This window comes from Ferrovibrio sp. (assembly GCF_036381655.1).
Lineage (GTDB): Bacteria > Pseudomonadota > Alphaproteobacteria > Ferrovibrionales > Ferrovibrionaceae > Ferrovibrio.
The window spans coordinates 23,155-46,372 of sequence record NZ_DASVCJ010000062.1 but is presented as its reverse complement, the minus strand read 5'-3'; the positions used below and the strand labels follow the sequence as shown (position 1 = coordinate 46,372).

Here is a 23,218-nt window from a genome sequence, read left to right as displayed (position 1 = left end):
AAAAGTGAATGGCGGTCCGGTCCTGGCGGCATGGAGCAGAGGCCGATGCTCTTGATTTCAGTATGCCGCAGGCCAGAATCCTGAAAAGGACCCTCCTGACCTCGGCGGCGGAATGGGCCATGCGTCGTCTCGCCTTCATCATCCTGGGACTTGCCCCTTTGGTCGGCTGCGGCCCCGCCATGGAGTGGACCAAGCCGAATATGAGCCTGGCGGAATTGCAGGCCGATCGGGCTGAATGCGCGAGCCTGGCGCGCGACCAGGCCTTCCGCGACAGCTTTTACAGCCAGCCTTTTTTCGTGCCATGGTCGCGTTACGGCGATCCGTGGTGGCCACGCAGCTACTATGGGGGGCCGTTTGGAGATCCCATGATGTATCGCGCCCAGCGTGAAAACGAATTGCAATCCTTCTGCCTGCGTTCCCGCGGGTATCATCTTGCACCGGTGCAACAGCCATGAAACGCATGATCATTCTCCTGCTGCTTTCGGCCGCGGCCTGCGCGCCGAAAACGGAATACATTCGGCCGGATACGGCTGTGACGCAGCGCGATGCCGACGAAAAGGATTGCTACCGGATCGCCAATGATCAGGCGCTGGAAGAGAGCTACGCGTCGCACCCGATTTTCCCGCCATATCGCGAGACGCAATTCGTCGAGGGCGGCGATGAAAATGGCGGCGGCCGCTACGCCAGCTATGGCCGCCGCGGTGCGCGCGTCTATGAACTGGCGGAGTATTGCATGGAGCAGCGCGGCTACAAGCTGGTGCAGGTGAGGCCGTGAGGGCTGTACTGGTCGCGATGCTGCTGGCGCTGGCGGCCTGCGCAGCCAAGACCGAATGGGCGCGTAGCGATACCTCGGCGGCGCAGCGGACCAAGGACTATCAGGAATGCCGCGAAAAGGCCTATTGGCAGGCGCTGGACGAAAGCCAGTCCTCGCATCCGCTTTATCCGCCTTATACCGGCACCGGCTTCGGCTGGGGGCCGCCATTCAGGACCTCGGTCGAGGCACCATCCTATTTCTCCCGCGGGCCGCGCGAGGCGGAGTTCATCGACTATTGCATGCGGGAACGCGGCTATATGCTGCGGCCGATCACGCCTCAGGCATCCTGACAATCTCTTCCGCCTTATGGCAGGCGGCCTGCCGCCCGTCGCCGATCTGGCGCAAAGCGGGCGTTTCCTGGCGGCAGCGGGCGTCGGCATGGCGGCAGCGCCCGGCCAGGGCGCAGCCGGCCGGCAATGCCGTCTGGCTCGGCGGAGTGCCCTGCAGCAGGCCGTGGCGCCGCGGCTTGTCAGGAGACGGCGGCACCGGACGGGGCAAGGCTGCGATCAGTGCCCGGGTATAGGGGTGCGCCGGCCGGGCGAAAATCTCGGCCGTGGCGCCGGCCTCGACGATGCGGCCGAGATACATGACGGCGATGCGCGGGCATAAATGATCGACCACAGCCAGGTTATGGCTGATGAACAGGTAGGTCAGGCCGTGGCGGCGCTGCAACTCGCTCATCAGGTTCAGCACCTGCGCCTGCACGGAGACATCGAGGGCGGAGACCGGCTCATCCGCGACGATCAGCCTGGGCCGGGTGATCAGGGCCCGGGCAATCGCAATGCGCTGCCGTTGCCCGCCGGAGAATTCATGCGGATATTTTTCCGCGTCGCTGTCGCGCAGTCCGACGGCGGCCAGCGCTTCCGCCACGCGCTCGCGCCAGCCGCCGCGTTCCGCCCTTGCCAGCATGTCGAGCGGCTCGGCGACGATCCGTCCGACCTTGAAGCGCGGGTCCAGCGATCCGTAGGGATCCTGGAAGATCATCTGGAATTCCCGCCGCGCCAGGCGCAGCTCATCCGCCGTCAGCGCGTTGAGGTCGCGTCCGGCGAATGCGATGACGCCGCGGTCGGGCTTTTCCAATGCCATCACCAGCCGCGCGAGGGTCGACTTGCCGCTGCCGGATTCGCCGACGATGCCGAGGTTTTCGCCCGCCCGGATGTCGAGGCTGACGCCGTTGACAGCGAGAATCCTCTGCGGCGGCGCGAAAAGCCGCGTACGTGGCAGCGCATAGGCCTTGTGGACGTCCCTGATCCTGATGAGCGGCTCGCTCACGGCAGCAGGCTCCGCGCGGCATCGGTGCGCCAGCATTTTGCCCAATGCCGCGGCGAGAGGAAGACATCGGGCGGCATGTCGGTGCGGCAGCGCGGCTCGGACAGGCCGCAGCGGTCGGCGAAGGCGCAGGCCGGGCCGAGCGCATGCAGCTCCGGCACGACGCCGGGGATGGTCGGCAGCGGCGGCCGCGGATAGCCGGTGGCATCCTTGGCGGCGCGCGGCAGCCCCGGTATGGCGGCGAACAGGCCGCGGGCATAGGGATGCGCCAGATCAGCGAAGACTTCCCGCACCGGCCCGGCCTCGACGATCCGGCCGGCATACATCACCATCACGCGCTGCGCCGTTTCCGCGACGACGCCAAGATCATGGCTGATCAGGATCAGCGCCATGCCGCTGCTTTCGACCAGATCGTGGATGAGGTCGAGGATCTGCCCCTGGATGGTGACATCGAGCGCCGTGGTCGGCTCGTCGGCGATCAGCAGCTCGGGATCGCAGCTCAGCGCCATGGCGATCATGACACGCTGACGCTGACCGCCGGACAATTGGTGCGGATAGGCATCCAGCCTTTCGCGCGGATGCGCGATGCCGACGCGATCCAGCAATGCGACGGCCTGCTCGCGCGCTTGCCGGCGGCTCAGGCCGCGATGCAGCCGCAGCGGTTCGGCGATCTGATCGCCGATGCGATGCAACGGGTTGAGCGAGGTCATCGGCTCCTGGAAGATCATCGCCAGGCGGTTGCCGCGCAAATCGCACAGTTTGGCCTCGTCGGCAGCGAGCAGGTCCTCGCCCTGGAAAACGACATGGCCGCCGGCGCGGCCGCCCTCCGGCAGCAGCCCCATCAGCGCAAGCGCCGTCATCGACTTGCCGCAGCCGGATTCGCCGACGATGCCGAGCGTCTCGCCCTTTTGCAGATCGAAGCTCACGCCGCGCACCGCTTCCGCCGGGCCATGGGCGGTCGGCAGGCTGACGTGAAGATCCTTGACCGAGAGCAGGGGCGTCATGATCATCGCCGCCGTGTCAGGCGCGGGTCCGTCAAATCGCGCAGCCCGTCGCCCAGCAGGTTGAGGCCGAGTACGGCGATGGCGATGGCGCAGCCGGGGAAGATGGTCAAGAGCGGCGCGCGGAAGACATAGGATTGCGCGTCGTTGAGCATGCGGCCCCAGGACGGCGTCGGCGGCTGGGTGCCGAGGCCGAGATAGGACAATGCCGCCTCGGCCAGGATCGCCAGGGCAAACTGAACCGTCGCCTGCACCAGGATGATGGCAAGGATGTTCGGCAGGACATGCTCGATGGTGATGCGCAAGCCGCCCTTGCCGGCGCTGCGCGCGGCCAGGATATAGTCGCGCGACCATATGGCATTGGCCGAGGCCCGCACGATGCGGGCAAAGACCGGGATGTTGAAGATCGCGATCGCGATCACCGAGTTGACCGCATTGGGGCCGAGGATGGCGGCGAACATGATCGCCGACAGCACGGCGGGGAACGCATAGGTGAAATCGGCGGCGCGCATCACCAGTTCCTCGATCCAGCCGCGCCGCGCCGCCGCCAGCAAACCCAGGGCGCTGCCGATCGCAAGGCCGATGCCGACGGCAAGGAGGCCGACCGTGATGGAATTCTGCGCGCCGGCGATGAGCTGCGAGAATACGTCGCGGCCGAAGGGATCGGTGCCCAGCCAGTGGGCGGCCGACGGCGCGGCCAGGCGGTGGCGGACATCGATGGCGGTCGGCGCATAGGGCGTCCAGACCAGTGAAAGCGCCGCCATGGTAAGGACGCCGCCGAACAGCAGGCCGCCGGCCAGGAAGCTGCGATGCCGCACGGCCTGTCCGATGCGTTCAGACATCGCGGGCCTTCAGGCGCGGATCGATCACCGCGTAGAGCACATCGACGCAGAAATTGACGATCACCACCGTGGCCGCCAGCAGCATGACGGCGGCCTTCACCACCTCGATGTCGCGGTTGCTGATCGCCTGAAAGACCAGCCGGCCGAGCCCGGGCAGGGAAAACACCTGCTCGACGACGATGGCGCCGGCGAGCAGATTGCCGAATTGCAGGCCGATCACGGTAACGACCGGGATGAGTGCATTGCGCAGCACATGTCGCCACAGCACGGCATTGCGGCTCAGGCCCTTGGCGCGGGCGGTGCGGACGAAATCCTCGCGCAGCATGTCGAGCATCGAGGAGCGGGTGATGCGGGTGAGGATCGCGGCCTGCACCGCCGCCAGCGCAATGCTGGGCAGGATCAGGCTTTGCAGGGCCTTGCCGACCCCGGCCTGCCAGCCGGGGAAGCCGCCGGCCGACAGCCAGCCGAGATTGACGGCAAAGAGCAGGATCAGCAGCAGGCCGAGCCAGAAATTCGGTATGGAAAGTCCGAGCTGGCTGATCCCCATGACCACCGCGTCGGCCGGTCTGCCATGGCGGGAGGCGGCAAAGACGCCCAGGCCGAGCGCCAGCGCGACGGTCAGGATCATGGCAAGGACGGCGAGCGGATAGGTCAAGGCCAGACGCTCGGCGATCAGCGGCCAGACCGGCGTCTTGTAGGCATAGGAAATGCCGAAATCGCCGGTCAGAAGATGCGTCGCCCAATGCAGGTAGCGCTCCAGCATCGGCTGATCGAGGCCATATTGGTGGCGGAAGGCGGCAAGCTGCGTCTCGTCCGCGTCGATGCCGAGCACCAGGAGGGCCGGATCGCCCGGCAGGACCTCCAGCACCAGGAAGACGATGATCGAGGTGGCGATCAGGGTGGCGATCAGGGTGCCGAGGCGCTTCAGCAGGAACAGCGGCATGGCTCGTCAACGTTTCACTGCGAGCGTGACGCCGTCGCCGAGCGGCAGCATTGCCATGACAATGCGTTCGTCCTGCGCCAGCATCCGGTTGAAGCGCCGCAGCGCAAGGGTGTATTCCGACTTGTCCTTCGGATCGGCGACGCCGCCGCCCCACAAAACGTTGTCGTAGGCGACAAGGCCGCCGCGGCGCAGCAGCGGCAGCACTAGTTCATGGTAGCCGGCATAGCCGGTCTTGTCGGCATCGACGAAGGCGAAATCGTAAGAGCCTGCCGCGCCGCCGGCGATCAGGCGATCGAGTGTCTCCCTGGCCGGGGCGAGACGGAGATCGACACGATCGGCGATGCCCGCCTCGGCCCAATAACGCCGCGCGATGGCCGTCGTATCGGGGTTGATGTCGCAGGCGGTGATGCGGCCATCCGGCGGCAGAGCCAGGCCGACGGCAAGCGAACTGTAACCGGTGAAGACGCCGATCTCGAGATAGCGCCGGGCGCCGGTCAAATGGACCAGAAGCTGAAACAGCGCGCCCTGATCGCGGCCGATCTGCATGCCGGCACCGGGCAGCCGGGCGGTTTCGGCCCGCAGCTTTGCCAACAGCGGATGCTCCGGCGGCGCGACCGAGAGAAGATAGTCGTAAACCCGTTTGTCCAGTCCGATCGAGCGCGTCATGCCGGGCCAGTTCCATTCTTCGCGCCCGCCTTTGCCCGTTGGGCAAGCTGCCTGAGCAGCGCATGTCTGGCCTCGGCGTTCAGCCCCGGCCAGGCGCCGATCTCTTCGCCGGTGCGCCAGCAGCCGAGGCAATAGCCCGTCATGCGGTCGATGCGGCAGACCCTGATGCAGGGAGAAGCTGGCTGGTTGGCGTCGATCATGGCGAAAATGTGGCGGCGTTCGCTTTATCGCCCCGCAAATCGGTAGCGCGGCGGCGCAAATTGACGCAAGGGGCTTGAACCATGATGTGAGAAACTCTTATCTAGCGGTCGCCGTCGTGCAAGCGATTCTTAGTGCAATTCCGGCGGTCGGGGATGGGGTGACGTCAAACGATGATCGACATTAGAAATCTCGTCAAACAATTCGGTCCGTTTACCGCTGTCGACAATATCAGTTTCTCGGTTGCCAAGGGCGAGGTATTGGGCTTTCTCGGCCCCAACGGCGCCGGCAAATCCACTACCATGAAGATGCTCTGCGGCTTTCTCAACCCGACGGCGGGCGAGATTTCCGTCATGGGGCATAATGTCGAAAGCGATCCGCTGGCGGCGAAAGCCTGCATCGGCTATCTGCCCGAGGGCGCACCGACCTACGCCGACATGACGCCGCGCAGCTTCCTGGAATTCGCCGCCGATGTGCGCGGCCTGAGCGGCAAGGAACGCCATCACCGCCTCGGCAAAGTGATCGATCAGGTCAATATCCGCGACGTGCTGGAGCAGCCGATCGATACCCTGTCGAAGGGCTACAAGCGCCGTGTCGGCCTGGCGCAGGCGATCCTGCACGATCCGCCCATCTTGGTGCTGGACGAGCCCACCGACGGCCTCGACCCGAACCAGAAGCATGAAGTGCGCGGCCTGATCCAGGCGATGGCGCCGAACAAGGCGATCATCATCTCGACCCATATCCTGGAGGAGGTCGAAGCGATCTGCAGCCGGGCCATCATCATCGCCCGCGGCCGGATCGTTGCCGAGGGCCATCCGGAAGGCGACCCGGATGCCGGCTGGCGGATCGGCGACATCATCGCCGGTCCAGGCCGCCTCGATGCGGCCTTCCGTGACGTCACCCAAGCCAGAACGCCGGCCCACGCGGCGTAAGGACATCCGAATATGAAAACGATGCTCGCTGTCTTCCGCCGCGAACTCGCCGGCTATTTCTCCACACCCGTGGCCTACGTCTTCATCGTCGTCTTCCTGTTCACGGCCGGGGTCTTCACCTTCTATCTCGGCAATTTCTTCGAGCGCGGCCAGGCCGATCTGAAGGCCTTCTTCCTGTTCCACCCCTGGCTCTACCTGTTCTTCCTGCCCGCCATCGCCATGCGGCTCTGGGCGGAGGAGCGCAAGTCCGGCACCATCGAATTGCTGCTGACCTTGCCGATCCCGCTCTGGGCAGCCGTGCTGGGCAAGTTCCTCGCCGCCTGGGCCTTTGCCGGAATCGCGCTGGCGCTGACCTTTCCGCTCTGGCTCACCGTCAACTGGCTGGGCACGCCCGATAACGGCGTGATCCTGGCCGGCTATGTCGGCAGCCTGCTGATGGCCGGCAGCTATCTCGCCATCGGCAGCTGCCTGTCCGCGGTTACCCGCAACCAGGTAATCGCCTTCGTTATCAGCGTGCTGGTCTGCTTCATCTTCACCGTTTCCGGCGCTCCCATCGTGCTGAGCTTCTTTGAGGGCTGGGCGCCGCGGCTGATCGTGGATACCGTCGCCTCATTCAGCTTCCTCGGGCATTTCAGCGCGATCACCGATGGCGTGATCGATCTGCGCGACTTGGTCTTCTTCCTGTCACTGATTGCGGTCTGGCTGTATGCCACGGCCATCGTCGTCGATTTCAAGAAAGCGGGCTGAGGGAAGTCTCATGAAAACCGGCAGCAAAGCGCTTCTCACCGGCACCGGCCTGATCGCCGCCTTTGCGATCTTCTTTGCCGTCAACATCCTGGCCAACCAAGGCTTGCGCAACGTGCGCTTCGATCTCACCGAGGCGAAGCTCTATACGCTCTCCGATGGCACCCGCAACGTGCTGAAGAAGATTCCCGAGCCGATCACGCTGCGCTTCTTCTTCTCCGACAAGATCGCCTCGGCGGCGCCGCAGATAAAGCAGTACGGCGCCCGGGTGCGCGAACTGCTGGAGCGCTACGCTGCCCTGTCGAACGGCAAGATCCGTCTCGAGGTGATCGACCCGGAGCCGTTCAGCGAGGCGGAGGACCGCGCCGTGCAGGCGGGCCTGAAGGCGGCAACCCTGGGCGATGGCCAGCTCTACTTCGGCCTGGCCGGCACCAATGCGCTGGATCAGCAGGAGACGATCCCGTTCTTCCAGACCGACAAGGAACAGTTCCTCGAATACGATCTGACCAAGCTGGTCTACGCGCTGAGCAATCCGAAAAAGCCGCTGGTCGGCATCCTTGGCGCGCTGCCGCTCGAATACGGCCCCGGCGGCGTGATGGCGGCGATGCGCGGCCAGGCGCAGCCCTATCTGATCCTCGAGCAGATCAAGCAGTTCTTCGATGTGAAGATGCTCGATGCGAATAAGCCCGAGGAGATCAACGACAAGTTCAGCGTCCTCATCCTGGCGCATCCGAAGGATCTCGGCGCGCAGGAAAAATACGCGATCGATCAATACGTGCTGAAGGGCGGCCGCCTGATCGCCTTCTCCGATCCCTATTCCGAGACGATGGCGGCGATGCCCAACCCGGCCACCGGCATGCCGATGCCCGGCGCCGATTCCGGCTCGCTGCTCAACGATCTGTTCAAGGCCTGGGGCGTCGAGATCGTGCCTGACAAGTTCGTTGCCGATCTTGCTCTGGCTCAGCGCGTGCAGACCGGCAAGAGCGGTCCGGCCGCGGTGGTCGATTACATACCCTGGCTGAACGTCCCGCCGGCGCAGATGGATCATGGCGACGTGATCACCGCCGATCTGACCAACATCAACACCGCCTCGATGGGAGCGATCCGCAAGCTGGATGGCGCCACCACCACGCTCACTCCGCTGCTTATGTCGTCCAAGCAGGCGATGCTGATGGACATCAGCAACCTGAAGGGCGATCCGGACCCGCAAAAGCTGGCCGACCAATTCAAGCCGAGCGGCGATTCCTATGTGCTGGCGGCCCGCATCAGCGGCCCGGCCAAGACCGCCTTCCCCGACGGCCCGCCGCCGGCGCCGGAGAAGAAGGATGCCAGCGGCAAGGCGGAGCCGGCCAAGCCGGCAGCTCCCGCCGAAGCCCAGGTGAAGGAAAGCGCCAAGCCGATCAATGTCATCCTGGTCGCGGATGCCGATCTGCTGGATGACCGCTTCTGGGTGCGTTCGCAGCAGATGTTCGGCCAGAATCTCTATATGCCGATCGCGGCCAATGCCGATTTCGTCATCAATGCGATCGACAACATGTCCGGCTCGGGCGATCTCATCGCGCTGCGCAGCCGCGGCCGGTCGCAGCGGCCGTTCGAGGTCATCGAGGATCTGCGCCGCCAGGCCGAGCAGAAATTCCTCTCGCGCCAGAACGAGCTGCAGAAGCAACTGGAGGATACCCAGAAGAAGCTGGCCGACCTGCAGTCGAAAACGCAGGGGCAGTCCAACGCGCTGCTGACGGCGGAACAGCAGGCCGCAATCGATAACTTCCGGGATCAACTGCTGCAGACGCGGCGCGAGTTGCGTGGCGTCCAGCGCGAGTTGAATCACGATATCGATAATCTCGAATTGTGGATCAAGTTCATCAATATCGGCCTGATGCCATTGCTGGCTGCTTTGGTGGCGGTCGGGCTCGGCATCGCCTGGCGCCGCCGCCGCGCCCGGCGCGTGGCGGATAGCTGACGGATCGGAGGCAGGATCATGCGCAACAAGAGCTGGCTGGTACTGGTCGTCGTTGCGGTCGTCCTCGGCGGTCTCGGCTGGTGGGTCGCCGTCTCGCGCGACAATGCCACGCAGGCCGACTTCACGCCGAAGCCGCTATTTTCCGACCTGACGGCGAAGGTAAACGACGTCGCCTCGCTCGAGATCGCCACCTCGAAGACGCTGTTCCGCATCGAACGCGGCAAGACGGCCGATCAATGGATCATGCCGAGCCGCGACGGCTATCCGGTGCGTCCCGAACTGGTGCGCAAGAACGTGATCGGCATCGCCCAGCTTCAGACGATCGAGCCGCGCACCGACAAGCCGGAGCATTACGACCTGCTGCAGGTTTCCGAGCCGGACAAGTATAAGCCGGCCGACGAGGCGGCGAAGAGCGATCCGGGCCCGATCCTGGTGCGGCTGGTCAACGACAAGTCGGAAGGGATCGCCAGCGTCATCGTCGGCAAAATCAAGTCCTATCCGGTCGGGGGCAAGCCGGGGCAGTACCATGTGCGCAAGCCGAGCGAAGCGCGCGCCTGGCTCGCCGAGGGCATTCTCGAACTGCCGGCGCAGCCGGTCGACTGGCTGGTCAAAGACCTGATCAAGATCGATCGCGCCCGCGTGGCGACGGCGACCGTGACGCATCCGGACGGTGAAGTGCTGAAACTGGTCCGCGCCGCACCCAAGAAGGAAGGCGAATCGGCCGGCGCCGATTTCACCCCTGCCGACATGCCCAAAGGCATGAAGTTGACCTCGCAATACGACGGCAACAGCGTTGCCAACGTGCTGGCCTGGATGACCTTCGACGATGTTGCCAAGGCGGAGGGCAAGGATTTCAGCAAGGCCACGGTGACCGAACTCGATACGCTCGATGGCATCCGTGCCGTCATCCGGTCGGTCCCGGCCGAGGCCGACAAGGCCGGCGGGGACAGCGACAAGAAAAAATCCTGGATCACCATCGATGTGTCGTACGATCCGGCCCTGGTCAAACCGGACGAGAAGAACAAGGAGCTGCTCAAGCCTGAGGAGGCGGAAAAGCAGGCCAAGGAAGCGGCAGCCCGTATGGCCGGCTGGCGCTATCTTGTCCCGGAGTCCACCACGCGCGATCTGACCCGGCATCTGAAGGACCTGATCGAGCCGATCAAGCAAGACGAGAAGAAGGATAACGGCAAGAAGGCTGGCTGAGTTCTGGACTAGAGGTCCGCCATGACCGAGCAGACGATGCATTTCCAGGCCGAGGTGACGCGGCTTCTGCATATCGTCACCCATGCTCTTTACAGTCAGAAGGAGATCTTCCTGCGGGAATTGATCTCCAATGCCTCCGATGCCTGCGACAAGCTGCGTTTCGCCGCCCAGACCGATGACGCGCTGTGGGAAGGCGACAGCGAGCTGAAAGTCACGCTCAGCGTTGACAAGGCTGGCCGCAGGCTGACGATCGCCGATAACGGCATCGGCATGAGCCGCGAGGAGCTGATCGCCAATCTCGGCACCATCGCCCGTTCGGGCACCGGCGAATTCCTGGCCGGTCTGACCGGCGACAGCGCCAAGGACATGGCGCTGATCGGCCAGTTCGGCGTCGGCTTCTACTCGGCTTTCATGGTTGCCGGCAAGGTCGAGGTGATTTCGCGCAAGGCCGGCGAAACGCAGGCCTGGCACTGGGAATCCGACGGTTCGGGTCAGTTCATTGTCGGCGAGGCGGAACAGGCCGGCGAAGAGAAGAGGCTCCGCGGCACGACCATCATCCTGCATCTGCGCGATGGCGAAGACGAATTCCTCGAACCCGAAAGACTGCGCCGCATCGTCAAGACCTATTCCGACCATGTCGCGCTGCCGGTAATGCTGCAGGATGACGGCAAGTCCGAAGTGCTGAACTCGGCCAGCGCCCTGTGGGCGCGGCCGAAAAGCGAGATCAGCGAGCAGCAGTACAAGGATTTCTATCATCACGTTGCCCATGCCTTCGACGAACCGTGGCTGACGCTGCACGCCCGGGCCGAGGGCAAGCTGGATTACGCCTTGCTGCTGTTCGTACCGGGGTCGCGGCCGCATGACCTGTTCGATCCGGCGCGCCGGCCGCAATTGAAGCTTTATGTGCGGCGCGTCTTCATCACCGATCGCTGCGACGACCTCGTGCCGGCCTGGTTGCGGTTCCTGCGCGGCGTGGTCGATTCGGCCGACCTGCCGCTCAATGTCAGCCGCGAGCTGCTGCAGAACAACCCGATCGTCGCCCGGATTCGCCAGGCCATCACGCGCCGCGTGCTGACGGAGCTGGAGAAGAAGGCGAAGGATGGCGAATCCTATGCCAAATTCTGGGAGAATTTCGGTGCCGTCCTGAAGGAGGGTCTGTACGAGGACCGGGATCACCGGGATGCGTTGCTGAAGCTGGCCCGGTTCCGCTCGTCCATGCACGACGGCTGGGTCTCGCTCGACGACTACGTCGCCGCCATGAAGGAAGGCCAGACGGCGATCTACGTGATCAATGGCGATCAGGCCGACCAGCTTCGCCGCAGCCCGCAGCTCGAAGGCTTCCGTTCCAAGGGAGTCGAGGTGTTGCTGCTGACCGATCCGGTGGACGATTTCTGGCCTTCGATGGTGCACGAATATGCCGGAAAGCCGATCAGGTCGGCGACGCGGACGGCCGACGACCTCGACGCGGTGAAAAGCGAGACGGAAGACAAGGCGCCGGAGGACAAGGTCGAAGGCGCGGCTCTCGGTACTCTGATCGCATTGCTCAAGCAGACCCTGGGTGACGCCGTGAAGGATGTGCGCGAGTCCAAGCGGCTCACCGACAGCGCCGTATGCCTCGCCGCGGCCGCCGGCGACATGGACATGCATCTGGAGCGGCTGCTGCGCATGCATCAGAAGCTAGACCATGTCAGCGCCCGGATTCTCGAGATCAATCCGTCGCATCCGCTGATCAAGGCGCTGGCCACGCGCGCCACGCAGCCAGGCGCCGCGGATGCACTGGCCGATGCGGCTTTTCTGCTGCTGGATCAGGCGCGCCTGGTCGAAGGCGAGCCGCTGAGCGATCCGCAGGCCTTTGCCGCCCGCCTTGCCCGGGCGATGGAAAAGGGGCTGGCTTAAAGCGTTACATCCCGATGCGGCTGAGCGGCACTTCGGTGACGCCATAGCCGGCTTCCGCCGGGATGCGCAGATGCGGCTCGCCCGGGGCATTTTTGTCGAGCACCGGCAGGACATCGATGACCGGTTCGCGTTCCGCCGCGGCCAGGGCCGCTGCGACAGCCTTCGCGCGCGCCAGTTTCACCAGCTGCATCCGGGTCGCGAAAACGATGGTGCGCCGCTTGGCCTCCCAGTCGTCCAGCGCCTGCTGAGCGCCCAACCAGGCCGAATCGACCGATTCCGATCCGTCATGCATGCCGATCTGGCCCTCCGGCGCGGCGGCCAGGAAGAACCAGGTGTCGAACCGCTTGGGCATGACCTCGGGCGTTATCCAATGGGCAAAGGGGGCAAGCACGTCGAGGGCATATTCGAGGCCCTCGACTTCCGCCATCTCGGCGAGACTCTTCTCCTCGCGATTGAGCGGCTCGCGCCAGCGCTGCAGGACCTCGACATCGGCCGCGCCGAGCAGCCGCTCGCCGCCTTTGCGCCGCGCCAGCAACAGGCCCGTTTCCTCGAAGGCTTCGCGGATCGCGGCGAAGGCGAAGGGCGTCAGGTCGGCGGCGAAGCGTCCCGGCCGGGCATGGCGCTCGGACAGGACGGGGTCGCGGTCGCCGGCACAGAGCTTGCCGCCGGGGAACACCATCGCGCCGGAGGCGAAGTCGATGGCATGATGGCGCTTGACCATGAAGACCTCCAGTCCCGCCGTGCCGTCGCGGACCAGCAGGACCGTACTGGAGGGCAGCAGTGCCGCCGGTTTCTTCGCATCCATTCCGTTGCCTCAATCCAGTAATTTACGGAGATAGGTCCGGTTCCCGCCCTGGCGCTGGGGCACGAAGCCCAGCCGGGCCAGCCAAGCGAGACGCGCCGGATCATGTTCCGGCATCTGCAGCTCGATGGCACGAAGGTTGAGATTGCGGGCATGCATGGCGGCGCAATCCAGCAGCCAGGATCCGATGCCGCGGCGGCGCGCCTCTTCGGCGACGGCCAGGCGCTGCACCAGCAAGGCATCCTTCAGCGGCATCAGCACCACGAAACCATCGATGCTGGTGCGCCAGGCGGCGACATACAAGCTTTCCTGCCCGACCAGCGAGGCCAGATCGGGTGCTGCGGCGCCGAAGGCCTCAGCGGCGATTTCGCGCAGCCGCGGCAAATCCCGTTCTTCCGCCAGCCGCATGCGATGCTCGGTGATCGCCATGGCCGTCACGCCATACTCCATCTTGCTCGATGGAAGCTTCGACCGGGCCGAGAGGGCTGTCAACCGGCTGGCGGCTCAGCCTTTCATTTTGCCGGCTGCAGATCGATGGCGCCGAGGATCGGCCCTTTGAGCGACTGCAACATGACGACGACGCCTTCCTGCCGCCAATCGATGTTGCCCAGATCCGGCACGGTATAGCTCGCCGCTTCGCCATGCCAGCTACCGAAGGTGTTCCAGGCCCGCGCGACATTGAGATATTCGAGCGTGCGTCCGTGATTCTCGCCGCGCTCCACCTTCACTTCGTCATGGCGGTCGTAACGGCATAGCAGCACCTTGGCGTCACCCTTCCAGCCGGCCATGGCCGGCACGCTCACCTGCCAGCGACCGTTGCCGTCCCGTGCGGCCTGCAGCACCAGCCGTTGTTTTTGGCGCGCCTTCTCGAGCATGGCGGCGACGGTGGCGCGGTCGGAGCCGATCGCCTCGAACTCGCCGTCGATCACGGCCTGCGGCGTGTAGATCTGCCGGGCTCCCATGTTGCGGGCGTAGTCCTGCTGCCGGATGCTGTGGCCCTTCTTGCCGAAAGTGTCGCGCCAGCCAAGATAATCCCAGTAATCGACATGCAGGGACAGCGGCAGCACGTTCGGCTGCTTGGCCCAGTCCTTCATCAGGGCGTCGGCCGGCGGGCAGGAACTGCAGCCCTGGCTGGTGAACAGCTCCAGCACCACCAAGGCCTGTTGCCCGGATGTCTGAGCGCCGGGTGCTTGGGCAAGGGCGGCAGGTGCAAGGAATGCAGCCATCAGGCACATGATCGCGCCGTTCACGCCAGGCAGCCAGTATTTCATGCGCTTCATCATCATGGGGTCCAAGCTAGGCAGTCGCGGCGAATGAGACCAGTCACGTTGCGGTGAAATCGTCCAGGCGGCGATCCAGCAGGTCGGGCGGAAGCGGCATCAGGCGCGGCGCATAGGTCCAAAGCAAGGCCGCCTGGACAGGATAATGCGGGAAAATCTGCTGCAGCAGCGCGCGATAGAGCGCCATCTGCTCGAGATAGGCGGGGTCGACGTCTTCCACCCGCGATGGCGGCGGCCGGTTGGTTTTGTAGTCGACCACCAGGATGCGGTCGCCGTTCACAATCAGGCGATCAACCTGGCCGACGACAAGTCGGTCGCCCAGGCGGCCGGCCAGCGGCGCTTCGACCTGCGCGCCGGGCTGAAACACCGCCTCGAAGCCGGGCGTCTGCAGTACGGACAGGACCTCGCGGCTGATCTCGGCCTGCAGCGCCGCGGAAAGCCGATGCGCCGGATGCGCCAGGAAGCGACCGGCGGCAGCCGCGCGTTCCGCCGGTTCGAGGTCGGGCAGGGTCTGCAGCAGGCGATGGATGAGGCGGCCGCGCGCCAGGCCGGCCAGGCGGTCCGGCGCGGTGGGGCTGAGCGGGGGCGGCTCGCTGCGGCTCGGCTGCGACGGGCTGAGCGGCCGCGGCGGGGTGGGCTCGGGCGGCGCAGGCTGACGCGCCCAGGCCGGCAAGATCGCGGCGGCAGCAGCCTCACTCACCGGCTTGGCCTCGGCATGGCGGTCGGCGAAGCTCTCGAACCGGCGGCCCCGCTCGCCCCAGGGCAACGCGATGTCGGTCAGCGGGGCCAGGCGGTTGAGGCCGGCCTCGATCAGGCTGTACCAGCTTTGCCCCGGCGGACCTTTTTCGGCTGTCTTGCCGTTGAGGTAACCGCAGACGTAAAGCCGATCGCGCGCCCGCGTCAGCGCCACATAGAGCAGGCGGCGGTATTCCGCCATCTGTTCGGCCTGCCGCGCGGCGCGGATCTCGGCGGTCAGCGGCGTGTCGTTGTCCTTGCGCAGCGGCCAGTAAAGCTGCGGCGCCGGTTGCGCGGTATCGGACGCTTCATCCCACAGCAGCCCTTCTCCGTTGCGCTCCTGCGGCAGGTCGCAGCAATCGGGCAGGATGACGACCGGTGCCTCCAGACCCTTGGCGCCGTGCACGGTCAGTACGCGCACTTCGTCGCGCGTCTGCTCCAGATCGCGCTTGACCTCGCCGGCATGGCGGCGGAACCAGGCGATGAAGCCCTGCAGGCTCGGGGCGGCTTCGCGTTCGAAATTCAATGCAGCAGCCAGAAATTCGTCGATCGGCTCGTTGGCCTGCGCGCCCAGCCGGGCGACCAGGCGGCGGCGTCCGCCGCCGGCCCCGAGCAGTTCGGCATAAAACGCAAAGGGCGAAACCAGGTCGGTCCGTGCCATCAGGTGCCGCAATTCATCGACGGCGGCCCGCCAATGCGGTTGCTCGTCGGCGCGGCTCTGCAATATGCGCCACAGGCGCGGCTCCTGCCGTTGCCAGCAGAGCGCAAAGAGATCGTCTTCGCTGAAATTGAACAGCGGGCCTTTCAGGACGGTCGCCAGGTTGAGATCGTCCTCCGGCAGCAGGCAGAAGGCGCCCAGCGCCAGCAGGTCGAGCACGGCGATCTGCTCGATCAGCGTCATGCGGTCGGCGCCGGCCACCGGCACGCCCGCCTTTTTCAGGGCCTGCACCATCGCCTCGAAAAAGACATTGCGGCGGCGGACCAGGATCATCACATCGCCGGGCCGCAGCTTGCGGCCCGCGCTCGGCAGATTCTCCTCGGCCATCCACCGCTTGATCTGTGCTGCGATCGTTTCGGCTAGCCGCAGGCGCGGATCGCGTCGGCCGACATAATCGACCGGCACGTCCCAGGCTTCACTTTGCGCCTTCGGGTCGGGCTTGAACGGCGGCCAGAGTTCGATCCGGCCGGCCTCCTCGCGGCGGCGGGCGCGGTGCTGCAGGCGGGTGCCATCTTCGGCGAGGCCCCTGCGCGCAGCCTCGTCCTCGAAAACCGCATCGACCACCTGCAGGATGGCCGGCGCGGAGCGGAAGGACATTTCCAGCGGCACGGCATGCAGGCGCTCGCCGATCGCCTCCGCCCGGCGGGAAAAGACGCGCCGCATGTCGAGGAAGGCTTTCGGCCGCGCCCCCTGGAAGCTGTAAATCGATTGCTTAACGTCACCGACGGCGAAGATGGTACGCTTGGCCTCGCGGGCGCCGGAGCCGCTGAAGAAATCCTCGGCCAAGGCGGCGATCACCGCCCATTGATCCGGGCTGGTATCCTGCGCCTCGTCCACCAGGATGTGGTCGATGCCCTGGTCGAGCTTGAACATCACCCAGGGCACGCGGCCCGGTTCGACCAGCAGGTCGCGGCTGCGCAGGATCAGATCGTCGTAATCCAGCAGGCCGCGGACAGCCTTCAATTCGCCGTAAATCCGCAACAGCCGCGCCGCCAGTCGCAGCAGCATGGCGGTCGCCTCGGCCGTGGTCAGCGCATTCAGCACCAGCTTCAGCGCCACCAGCCGTTTCTGTTCCGCCTGCAGGATGGCGCCGCAATCGGCGGCGAGCTTTTCGGCCATCTTGCTGGCAAGCTTGTCGAGCGCCTTGTTCGGGTCGCTCTTGGTGAAGAAGGCGGGCAGCCATTCGGTCTCGAAACGGTCGGCCAGGCAGCCGGCGGCCAGCCAGCGGTCGAGCTGCTGGCCCAGCTTGCCGTCATTGGCGCCGCCCTGCAGCAGTGCGGCGACGGCTCGGCGCAGATCGTCCAGCGCCATCGTGTCGATATGCTGGCGCAGTATGCCGTCGCGCGTGGCATCTTGCGGCAGGCCAAGCCGGTGATAGAGGGCGCCTATGGCGGCTTCGGCGCCGCCGGTCTGCTCGAAAAGCGCAGCAAGATCGCGTCGCCGGCCGATCAGGACCGAGAAAAGCCGCTCGAAGCGGGTATCGTCCATGCGCTCGGCGAAAAAACGGATCACCGGGGCCATGGCGGAGCCCGGCTGCAAGCCTTCGCTCAGCAGGCGGTCGCGGGCGGCGCGGAACAGCTCGGCGGTCACGGCGTCATCGGCGATGGCAAAGCCCGGCGGCACCCCGGCCTCGACAGGAAAACGCTGCAGCAACGCCTCGCAGAACGCGTGCACGGTCTGCAGGCGCAGGCCGCCGGGCGCCTCCAGCGTGCGGGCGAAGAGCTTTCGTGCCCTCAGGATATCGCCCGCCTCGACTTGCCGACCGAGCAGGCCGAACAGCTCGGCCTTCAATTCATCATCGGGAAGCGTTGTCCAGGCACCGAGGCGGTCGGTCAGGCGCAGGGCCATTTCGGCGGCTGCCGCCTTGGTGAAGGTGAGGCACAGAATCCCGCTCGGCCGCGTGCCGGCCAACAGCAGCCGGGTCACGCGATCGACCAGCACGCGCGTCTTGCCCGATCCGGCATTGGCGGCAACCCAGGCCGACAGCGCGGGATCTGCGGCGACGCGCTGCGCCGTCAGATGTGCGCGGAGTTCGCCGTCTTCCGCGCTCACGTCTCTTCCCCCATGCCTTCGGCGCGTTCCGCAACGCGTGCGAGATGGTCGTAGTCGCCCGGATATTCGACGAATTGCGGCCGCGGCCGCGACAGATAGGGGATGGCAGGATCGTCGAAGCGCGCCACCCAGCTTTTCAGCCGTTCCAGCGCCTGCTGCGCCAATTCATCCGCTGGCGGGATCGGCGTGCGGCTGGTGCCTTCGATGCGGCGGACCTCGCCCGGCTCGGCGCCGCCGCTCAGCCGGATATAGACCAATTCGGCAATGGCGCCGGCAGCAAGCTCGGGAAAGCCGCCGTGCTGCGCGATGGCGGCTTCCAGCGCAAGCTGTGGCGCCAGGCCGCTATTGACCTGCTTGGGCGAAGGCGGGTTGCCGGTCTTGTAATCCAGCACGGCCAGCGCGCCATCCGTCGCGTTGCGGTCGATGCGGTCGGCTTTGGCGGTCAGCGTGAAATCGCCGGCAGGCGCGGTAAATGTCAGGGCGCCGTCCGCTTCCAGCAGAGCTGGCTTGAATCCTGCGGCGCGGCGCTCGCGCTCGTAAGACAGGAACCAGCACATGGCGCGCTCGAATCGCGGCCACCAGAGCGCGGCAATGACGGGCTGCTGCAGCCAGGGGCCGAATTGCTGACGACCCAGCGCCAGCAGTTCGGCATAGGCCGTATCGTCATCGGGCAGGGCGTCGCGATGGCGGGCAAGGAAAATCTCCAGCACCTTGTGGATTGCCTCACCACGCAGCCGGGCGTCCGGCGGCTGGCCGACCTCGTCCAGTTTGCGCAATCCGAGAATGCGCCGGGCATAGAGCGCATAGGGATCGCGGATCCAGGTCTCGATGGCGGTGACCGGCAGCTTCCGCGGCCGCGCCTGCAGGGGCGGCTTGGGCTGCGGCAATTCGCCGGCGACTTCCGCATCCGGCCGGTCGAGCAACGCCGCCCAGGCGAGATAGGGTGTGTCGCTGCAGGCCTGCCAAGCGGCGTTGCCTTTCAAATAGGCATCCAGCCGCAGCAGCCAGCGCGCCGGTACGGTCGGCGTGCCATCGACCTTTTCCGAGCGTGTGAGAATGACATCGGTGCCGCAGGCGGCCTGCACGAAATCATGTGCCGTCTGGCCCAATCGGCGTTCCGGCGGCGCGAGGCCCAAGGCCTGCCGCATCGGCCGGCTAAGCCAGGGGTCGTCCTGTGCCTGCGGCGGCCAGGTGCCTTCGTTCAGGCCGCCAAGGATGACGCGGTCGGCATGCTGCAGCCGCGCCTCCAGCAGGCCCCAGATGAAGACCCGCGGGTGACGGCCGAAGCGCGGCCGCACCACGCGGCCTTCCAGCAGCGCATCGAGAAGGCGCGGCCAGCTTTCGCGTGTGACCGGCCGGAAAGCAGGGGCAGACAACAACTCGACGACGAGATCATGCAGGGCCTCGCCCGCTTCCAGGCGCCACAACTGCATCGCTTCGCCGGCCGGCGGCGCGGCCAGGGCTTCCGCCGCCGCGATCTGCGCCTGCAACATCGCGGCAAGATCGTCAGAACGGGCCTCGCGCAAGGGCTGCACGGCCGCCTGCAGCCTGGCGAAAACTGCAAGCAGATCCTCATGCGGGCTGAGGGTGCGGCGCAGGTCGTCGAAATCGCCCAGCGGCGCCGGCTTGCGCAGCAGGCGCCGCTCCAGCCTGCGCAGCCAGCGCAGCAATTCGGCCCGCGGCAGGCCGAGCATGCAGAAGGGGTGCTTCAGCACGGGCAGCAAGGCCGCCGGAGCGAAATCCTGTGCGGTCGCCTCGGCCAGCAGACGCAGGAACACGGCCGGGGGCGTCTGCGCCAGCGGCTGGCCGGCGGAATCATCCACCTCGATGCCATAGCGCAGCAATTCGGCGGCGACGCGGCGCGCCAGATTGCGATCCGGCGTGATCAGCGCGGCGGTGCGGCCGGGCTGCTCCAGTGTTTCGCGCATCGCCAATGCGATTGCCGCGGCTTCCTCATGCAGTCCTGGCGCGATGATCCTTTGCAATCCGCCGAAGGCCAGGGCTGGAACATCGTCGGGCGCCTCGCGCCAGCGATGGGTTTCACCAGGCGGCAGCAGGGCGGCCGAGAGCAGCCTTGTGCGGGCGCCCGCGGTGTCGTCCGGCTTCGTGCCGGCCGACCAGGGCTGTACGTCGCCGCGCAACGCGCCCAGTATATCAAGCAGATGCGACAGCGCATGTTGCGGATGCGTCGGCTCCTGCCGCACCGCCGCCCAGGCAGCATCGTCAAGCTGCAGATCGAGGCCGGGCAGCACCACGGCGCCCTGCGGCAGGGCGGCGACGAGCTTGAGCAGCCGCGCCGTCGCCGGGATGGTGCCGGTAGAGCCTGCGGCGATCACCGGATCGGCGGGCGGTTCGGCCAGCCAGTGATCGATCCAGCGTTGCATCGCCCGCTGGCGGTGCTCTGCGGCGTCGAGGCGCCTGCTCTCGGCTTTGATGCGCGGCCAGTGTTCGCGGATGACGCCGAGGAAATCGAGCGTCTGCTGCCAATGGCCGGCAAGCTCGGCCGGTACCAGGTCCGCCAGGCGATCGAGGCCGACTTCCTCAGTGGCGGCCGTGTCAAGGAAATCGCCAAGCAGGCGCGCCAGCCGCAAGGCGGTTGCGCCATCGCCGCCGGCCAGCGGCGATGCGGCGACGAGTTCCGCCAGCAGCAGCATGCGTTCCAACGGCGCGAAGGGCATGACGCCATCGCCTTCGCCGATGCCGCGCAGGTCGAGTTCGTCCTCGTCGATATCGCCCAGCGGCCGGATTTGCGGCAGCAATAGCGCCTGACCGTTGCGGGCGCGCAGGAAGGCCTGCGCCAGGGCGCGGCAGGCGCGCCGCGTCGGCAGCAGCACGGTGATGCGCGACAACGCCAAAGGACCGGTGCCGTAACGGTCGAGAATGCCGGCGGCAAGCACGTCGAGAAACGGCCGGCCCGGCGCAATCGTATAGAGCTTCGGGCTAGGCCGGCTCGTCATGCAGGATCGTTTCCGCCGTTGCCAGGCCCGATGGCGTGCCGACATCCATCCAGGTGCCGAGATGCGTCAAGCCGTAAAGCCGTCCGGCGGCGATGGCACGGTCGTAGAGGAGGTTGAGCGAGAACGGCCCGGGCGGCGCATCGGCAAGCAGCCGCGGCTGCAGCAACTGCACGCCGGTATAAACGAAACCGGCTGCCGGATTGGCGCCGCGCCGCACCACCTGGCCGCTGGCCGCGAGATTGAAATCGCCCGGGCCGTCATGGCCGATGGCCCGCTCGCGCGGCTGAAGCAGCAGCAATCCGTCCATCGCCTCCAGGTCGAAGGCGATGGCAAGCTGCCGCAGGCTGCCGCTGCCGCCCTTCTGGTCGCGCCAGATCACGTCGGCATTGACCGAATAGAAAGGGGCATCGCCGAGCAGCGGCAGGGCCTTCGCTATGCCGCCGCCGGTTTCCAGCAGCAGATCGCTCTCGTCGGAGATGACGACCTCGATGTCGCTGCGCGAAGTGAGGTGGTCGCGAATCTGCCCGCCCAGCCAATGGATATTGACGACAGCGCGCTTGACGCCGGCCTCGACCAGCCGGTCGAGGCAGCGGTCCAGCAGGCTGCGCCCGGCCACCTCGATCAGCGGCTTCGGCACGCGTTCCGTCAGCGGCCTGAGCCGCGTACCGAGGCCGGCAGCCAGTACCATGGCAGTTGCGGGGACGTCGATCATGCAGCGCTGCCCCAGAGTGGCGCATCAGGCAGCGGCTTTTGCCGCAACTCCGCCGGTGCGACGCGGTCGAACCATTGCCGCAGTTCGGCCAGGGCCGGATGGCTCAGGTCATGTTCCAGCAGGCGCCACATGCGCGGCATGAAGGCCAGGTATTGCGGTTTGGCGTCGCGTTTCCACAGCCGCGTGAACACGCCGATGATCCGTGTATTGCGCTGGGCGCCGAGAATGCCGTAGGCGCGGCGGAAAGTCTCGGCCTCGAAGCCGCTGCCGGCGATATAGCGCTGCAGCATCGCCTCGGCCAAGGCGGGAGAGACATCGCGGCGCGCATCTTCCAGCAGCGAGACGAGATCGTAGGCCGGATGGCCGGCGACGGCGTCCTGGAAATCCAGCAGTCCGACTTTCGCCGCGCCCTGGCGCTGCGGCAGCCAGATCAGATTCTCCGCATGGAAATCGCGCAGCACCAGGACAGCCTTGTCCGCCGCGATCTGCGGCGCCAACGACGACCACAGCGCGCGGTATTCCGCGCGCAAGGCCTCGTCCGGCGCCCGTCCGGTCGCCGCCGGCAGGAACCAGTCGATGAACAATTCCGATTCCGTCACCAGGGTCGTGCCGCTGTAGGAAGCGAGATCAGGCGGAGCAGGGTGACGATGCAGATCGAGCAGGAAGTCGATCGCGGCGGCATATAGCGGCTTTTCGTCGGTGCCGCTGGCGATCAGGCGGGCATAGAGGTCGTCGCCCAGATCTTCCAGCAGCAGGAAACCATGCTCGACATCCTCGGCCAGAATGCGCGGCGCGCTATAGCCATGGCGCTGCAATTCCCTGGCGATGCGCAGGAACGGCCGCACGTCTTCATGCGGCGGCGGCGCGTCCATCAGGACCGCGCGCTCGGCCTTGCGCTGCAGGCGTTCGTATTTGCGAAACGACGCATCGCCGGCCAGCTTGCTGCGGGCGGCATCGCCCCAGCCGGCACGGTCGAGGAAAGTCTGCGAAAGCGCGCGGCGGTCAGGCATGGGCGGGACTCGACAGGGAGGACAGGCGTTGCTGCCAACGGGGGCCGCCGATCAGCGCTACGTCGCGCTGATCGGCATCGCCTTCGACGGCGGAAAAGCGGATGGTCAGGGCATCGGCCGGAATTTGTGCCCCCAGGCGCTCCGGCCATTCGATCAGTGTGATGCCGTCGCTCAAGGCCTCTTCGATGCCGAGTTCGTCCAGTTCGCGCGGATCGCCGATGCGATAGAGGTCGAAATGCCACAGCGTGGCCACCGGCGTGTCGTAGGTGAGGACGAGATTGAAGCTCGGACTCGGCACTTCCGCCTCCGGATTGCTCAGCGACCGGATCAAAGCGCGCGCAAAGCTGGTCTTGCCGGCGCCAAGCGGCCCATCCAGCAGCAGGGCGTCGCCGGGCCTCAACAGCGGGGCCATCGCCGCTGCAAAGGCGGCCGTTGCCGCCTCGTCGGGCAGCCTGAGACTGCGAATCACCGGCATTGCGGCACT

General features: G+C 66.2%; 22 protein-coding genes. 8 read left to right on the top strand and 14 right to left on the bottom strand.

The genetic code is table 11. The features are described from left to right. Window positions 1-8: 8 nt before the first annotated feature. Genes VF194_RS13160 through VF194_RS13150 form a run of 3 tightly spaced genes read left to right on the top strand, consistent with a single transcriptional unit; the run spans window position 9 to window position 1,104 of the window. Window positions 9-455: a hypothetical protein gene (locus tag VF194_RS13160; RefSeq protein WP_330891633.1), complete on the top strand. Its 447-nt coding sequence runs from the start codon at window positions 9-11 to the stop codon at window positions 453-455. Next, window positions 452-775, top strand: a complete 324-nt coding sequence (locus tag VF194_RS13155) for a hypothetical protein (RefSeq protein ID WP_330891632.1) — start codon at window positions 452-454, stop codon at window positions 773-775. Before VF194_RS13160 ends, VF194_RS13155 begins: the two co-directional genes overlap by 4 nt. After that, a complete protein-coding gene (locus tag VF194_RS13150; RefSeq protein ID WP_330891631.1) occupies window positions 772-1,104 on the top strand; it encodes a hypothetical protein in 333 nt (110 codons plus the stop codon). Before VF194_RS13155 ends, VF194_RS13150 begins: the two co-directional genes overlap by 4 nt. Here the strand turns inward: VF194_RS13150 and VF194_RS13145 are convergent. The 6 genes from VF194_RS13145 to VF194_RS13120 are packed head-to-tail and all read right to left on the bottom strand — an operon-like array spanning window position 1,085 to window position 5,735. After that, window positions 1,085-2,086: an oligopeptide/dipeptide ABC transporter ATP-binding protein gene (locus tag VF194_RS13145; RefSeq protein WP_330891630.1), complete on the bottom strand. Its 1,002-nt coding sequence runs from the start codon at window positions 2,084-2,086 to the stop codon at window positions 1,085-1,087. The two genes, VF194_RS13150 and VF194_RS13145, sit on opposite strands and share 20 nt — an antisense overlap. Then, window positions 2,083-3,087, bottom strand: coding sequence for an ABC transporter ATP-binding protein (locus tag VF194_RS13140; RefSeq protein WP_330891629.1), 1,005 nt, complete (start codon window positions 3,085-3,087; stop codon window positions 2,083-2,085). The genes VF194_RS13145 and VF194_RS13140 overlap by 4 nt, the downstream gene beginning before the upstream one ends. A 2-nt stretch (window positions 3,088-3,089) precedes the next feature. Then, window positions 3,090-3,926: an ABC transporter permease gene (locus tag VF194_RS13135; RefSeq protein WP_330891628.1), complete on the bottom strand. Its 837-nt coding sequence runs from the start codon at window positions 3,924-3,926 to the stop codon at window positions 3,090-3,092. Next, window positions 3,919-4,869: an ABC transporter permease gene (locus VF194_RS13130; protein ID WP_330891627.1), complete on the bottom strand. Its 951-nt coding sequence runs from the start codon at window positions 4,867-4,869 to the stop codon at window positions 3,919-3,921. Before VF194_RS13130 ends, VF194_RS13135 begins: the two co-directional genes overlap by 8 nt. A gap of 6 nt (window positions 4,870-4,875) precedes the next feature. After that, on the bottom strand, window positions 4,876-5,535 hold the full coding sequence (locus tag VF194_RS13125; protein WP_330891626.1) for a class I SAM-dependent methyltransferase: 660 nt from the start codon (window positions 5,533-5,535) through the stop codon (window positions 4,876-4,878). Beyond that, window positions 5,532-5,735, bottom strand: coding sequence for a DUF1289 domain-containing protein (locus VF194_RS13120; protein WP_330891625.1), 204 nt, complete (start codon window positions 5,733-5,735; stop codon window positions 5,532-5,534). The genes VF194_RS13125 and VF194_RS13120 overlap by 4 nt, the downstream gene beginning before the upstream one ends. 171 nt (window positions 5,736-5,906) lie before the next feature. On the opposite strand from VF194_RS13120, the gene VF194_RS13115 reads away from it, so the two are divergent. From VF194_RS13115 to htpG, 5 genes are read left to right on the top strand one after another with little or no spacing between them, the layout of a single operon-like run. Next, window positions 5,907-6,665, top strand: a complete 759-nt coding sequence (locus tag VF194_RS13115; RefSeq protein WP_330891624.1) for an ABC transporter ATP-binding protein — start codon at window positions 5,907-5,909, stop codon at window positions 6,663-6,665. A gap of 12 nt (window positions 6,666-6,677) precedes the next feature. Next, window positions 6,678-7,412: an ABC transporter permease subunit gene (locus VF194_RS13110; RefSeq protein ID WP_330891623.1), complete on the top strand. Its 735-nt coding sequence runs from the start codon at window positions 6,678-6,680 to the stop codon at window positions 7,410-7,412. A gap of 10 nt (window positions 7,413-7,422) precedes the next feature. Beyond that, window positions 7,423-9,369, top strand: coding sequence for a Gldg family protein (locus tag VF194_RS13105; RefSeq protein ID WP_330891622.1), 1,947 nt, complete (start codon window positions 7,423-7,425; stop codon window positions 9,367-9,369). Window positions 9,370-9,387: 18 nt separating this feature from the next. Beyond that, a complete protein-coding gene (locus tag VF194_RS13100; RefSeq protein WP_330891621.1) occupies window positions 9,388-10,572 on the top strand; it encodes a DUF4340 domain-containing protein in 1,185 nt (394 codons plus the stop codon). A 21-nt stretch (window positions 10,573-10,593) separates the two neighbouring features. Next, window positions 10,594-12,468 carry a molecular chaperone HtpG gene (gene htpG / locus VF194_RS13095; protein ID WP_330891620.1) on the top strand — a complete coding sequence of 625 codons (1,875 nt, stop codon included), beginning with the start codon at window positions 10,594-10,596 and terminating at the stop codon, window positions 12,466-12,468. A 4-nt stretch (window positions 12,469-12,472) separates the two neighbouring features. Here htpG and VF194_RS13090 read toward each other — a convergent pair whose 3' ends face one another. The 8 genes from VF194_RS13090 to tsaE form a co-directional block, all read right to left on the bottom strand. Then, window positions 12,473-13,273 carry an NUDIX hydrolase gene (locus VF194_RS13090; protein ID WP_330891619.1) on the bottom strand — a complete coding sequence of 267 codons (801 nt, stop codon included), beginning with the start codon at window positions 13,271-13,273 and terminating at the stop codon, window positions 12,473-12,475. Between the two features lie 9 nt (window positions 13,274-13,282). After that, window positions 13,283-13,699, bottom strand: coding sequence for a GNAT family N-acetyltransferase (locus tag VF194_RS13085; RefSeq protein ID WP_330891645.1), 417 nt, complete (start codon window positions 13,697-13,699; stop codon window positions 13,283-13,285). An 83-nt stretch (window positions 13,700-13,782) separates the two neighbouring features. Beyond that, window positions 13,783-14,556, bottom strand: a complete 774-nt coding sequence (locus VF194_RS13080) for a DUF1223 domain-containing protein (protein ID WP_330891618.1) — start codon at window positions 14,554-14,556, stop codon at window positions 13,783-13,785. Window positions 14,557-14,593: 37 nt separating this feature from the next. After that, window positions 14,594-18,055 carry a double-strand break repair helicase AddA gene (gene addA / locus VF194_RS13075; RefSeq protein ID WP_330891617.1) on the bottom strand — a complete coding sequence of 1,154 codons (3,462 nt, stop codon included), beginning with the start codon at window positions 18,053-18,055 and terminating at the stop codon, window positions 14,594-14,596. After that, a complete protein-coding gene (addB, locus tag VF194_RS13070) occupies window positions 18,052-21,012 on the bottom strand; it encodes a double-strand break repair protein AddB (RefSeq protein ID WP_330891616.1) in 2,961 nt (986 codons plus the stop codon). Before addB ends, addA begins: the two co-directional genes overlap by 4 nt. After that, window positions 20,996-21,724, bottom strand: a complete 729-nt coding sequence (locus VF194_RS13065; RefSeq protein ID WP_330891615.1) for a nucleotidyltransferase family protein — start codon at window positions 21,722-21,724, stop codon at window positions 20,996-20,998. The genes addB and VF194_RS13065 overlap by 17 nt, the downstream gene beginning before the upstream one ends. Next, a complete protein-coding gene (locus VF194_RS13060; RefSeq protein WP_330891614.1) occupies window positions 21,721-22,734 on the bottom strand; it encodes an aminoglycoside phosphotransferase family protein in 1,014 nt (337 codons plus the stop codon). The genes VF194_RS13065 and VF194_RS13060 overlap by 4 nt, the downstream gene beginning before the upstream one ends. Then, a complete protein-coding gene (tsaE, locus tag VF194_RS13055; RefSeq protein WP_330891613.1) occupies window positions 22,727-23,209 on the bottom strand; it encodes a tRNA (adenosine(37)-N6)-threonylcarbamoyltransferase complex ATPase subunit type 1 TsaE in 483 nt (160 codons plus the stop codon). Before tsaE ends, VF194_RS13060 begins: the two co-directional genes overlap by 8 nt. Window positions 23,210-23,218: the final 9 nt, after the last annotated feature.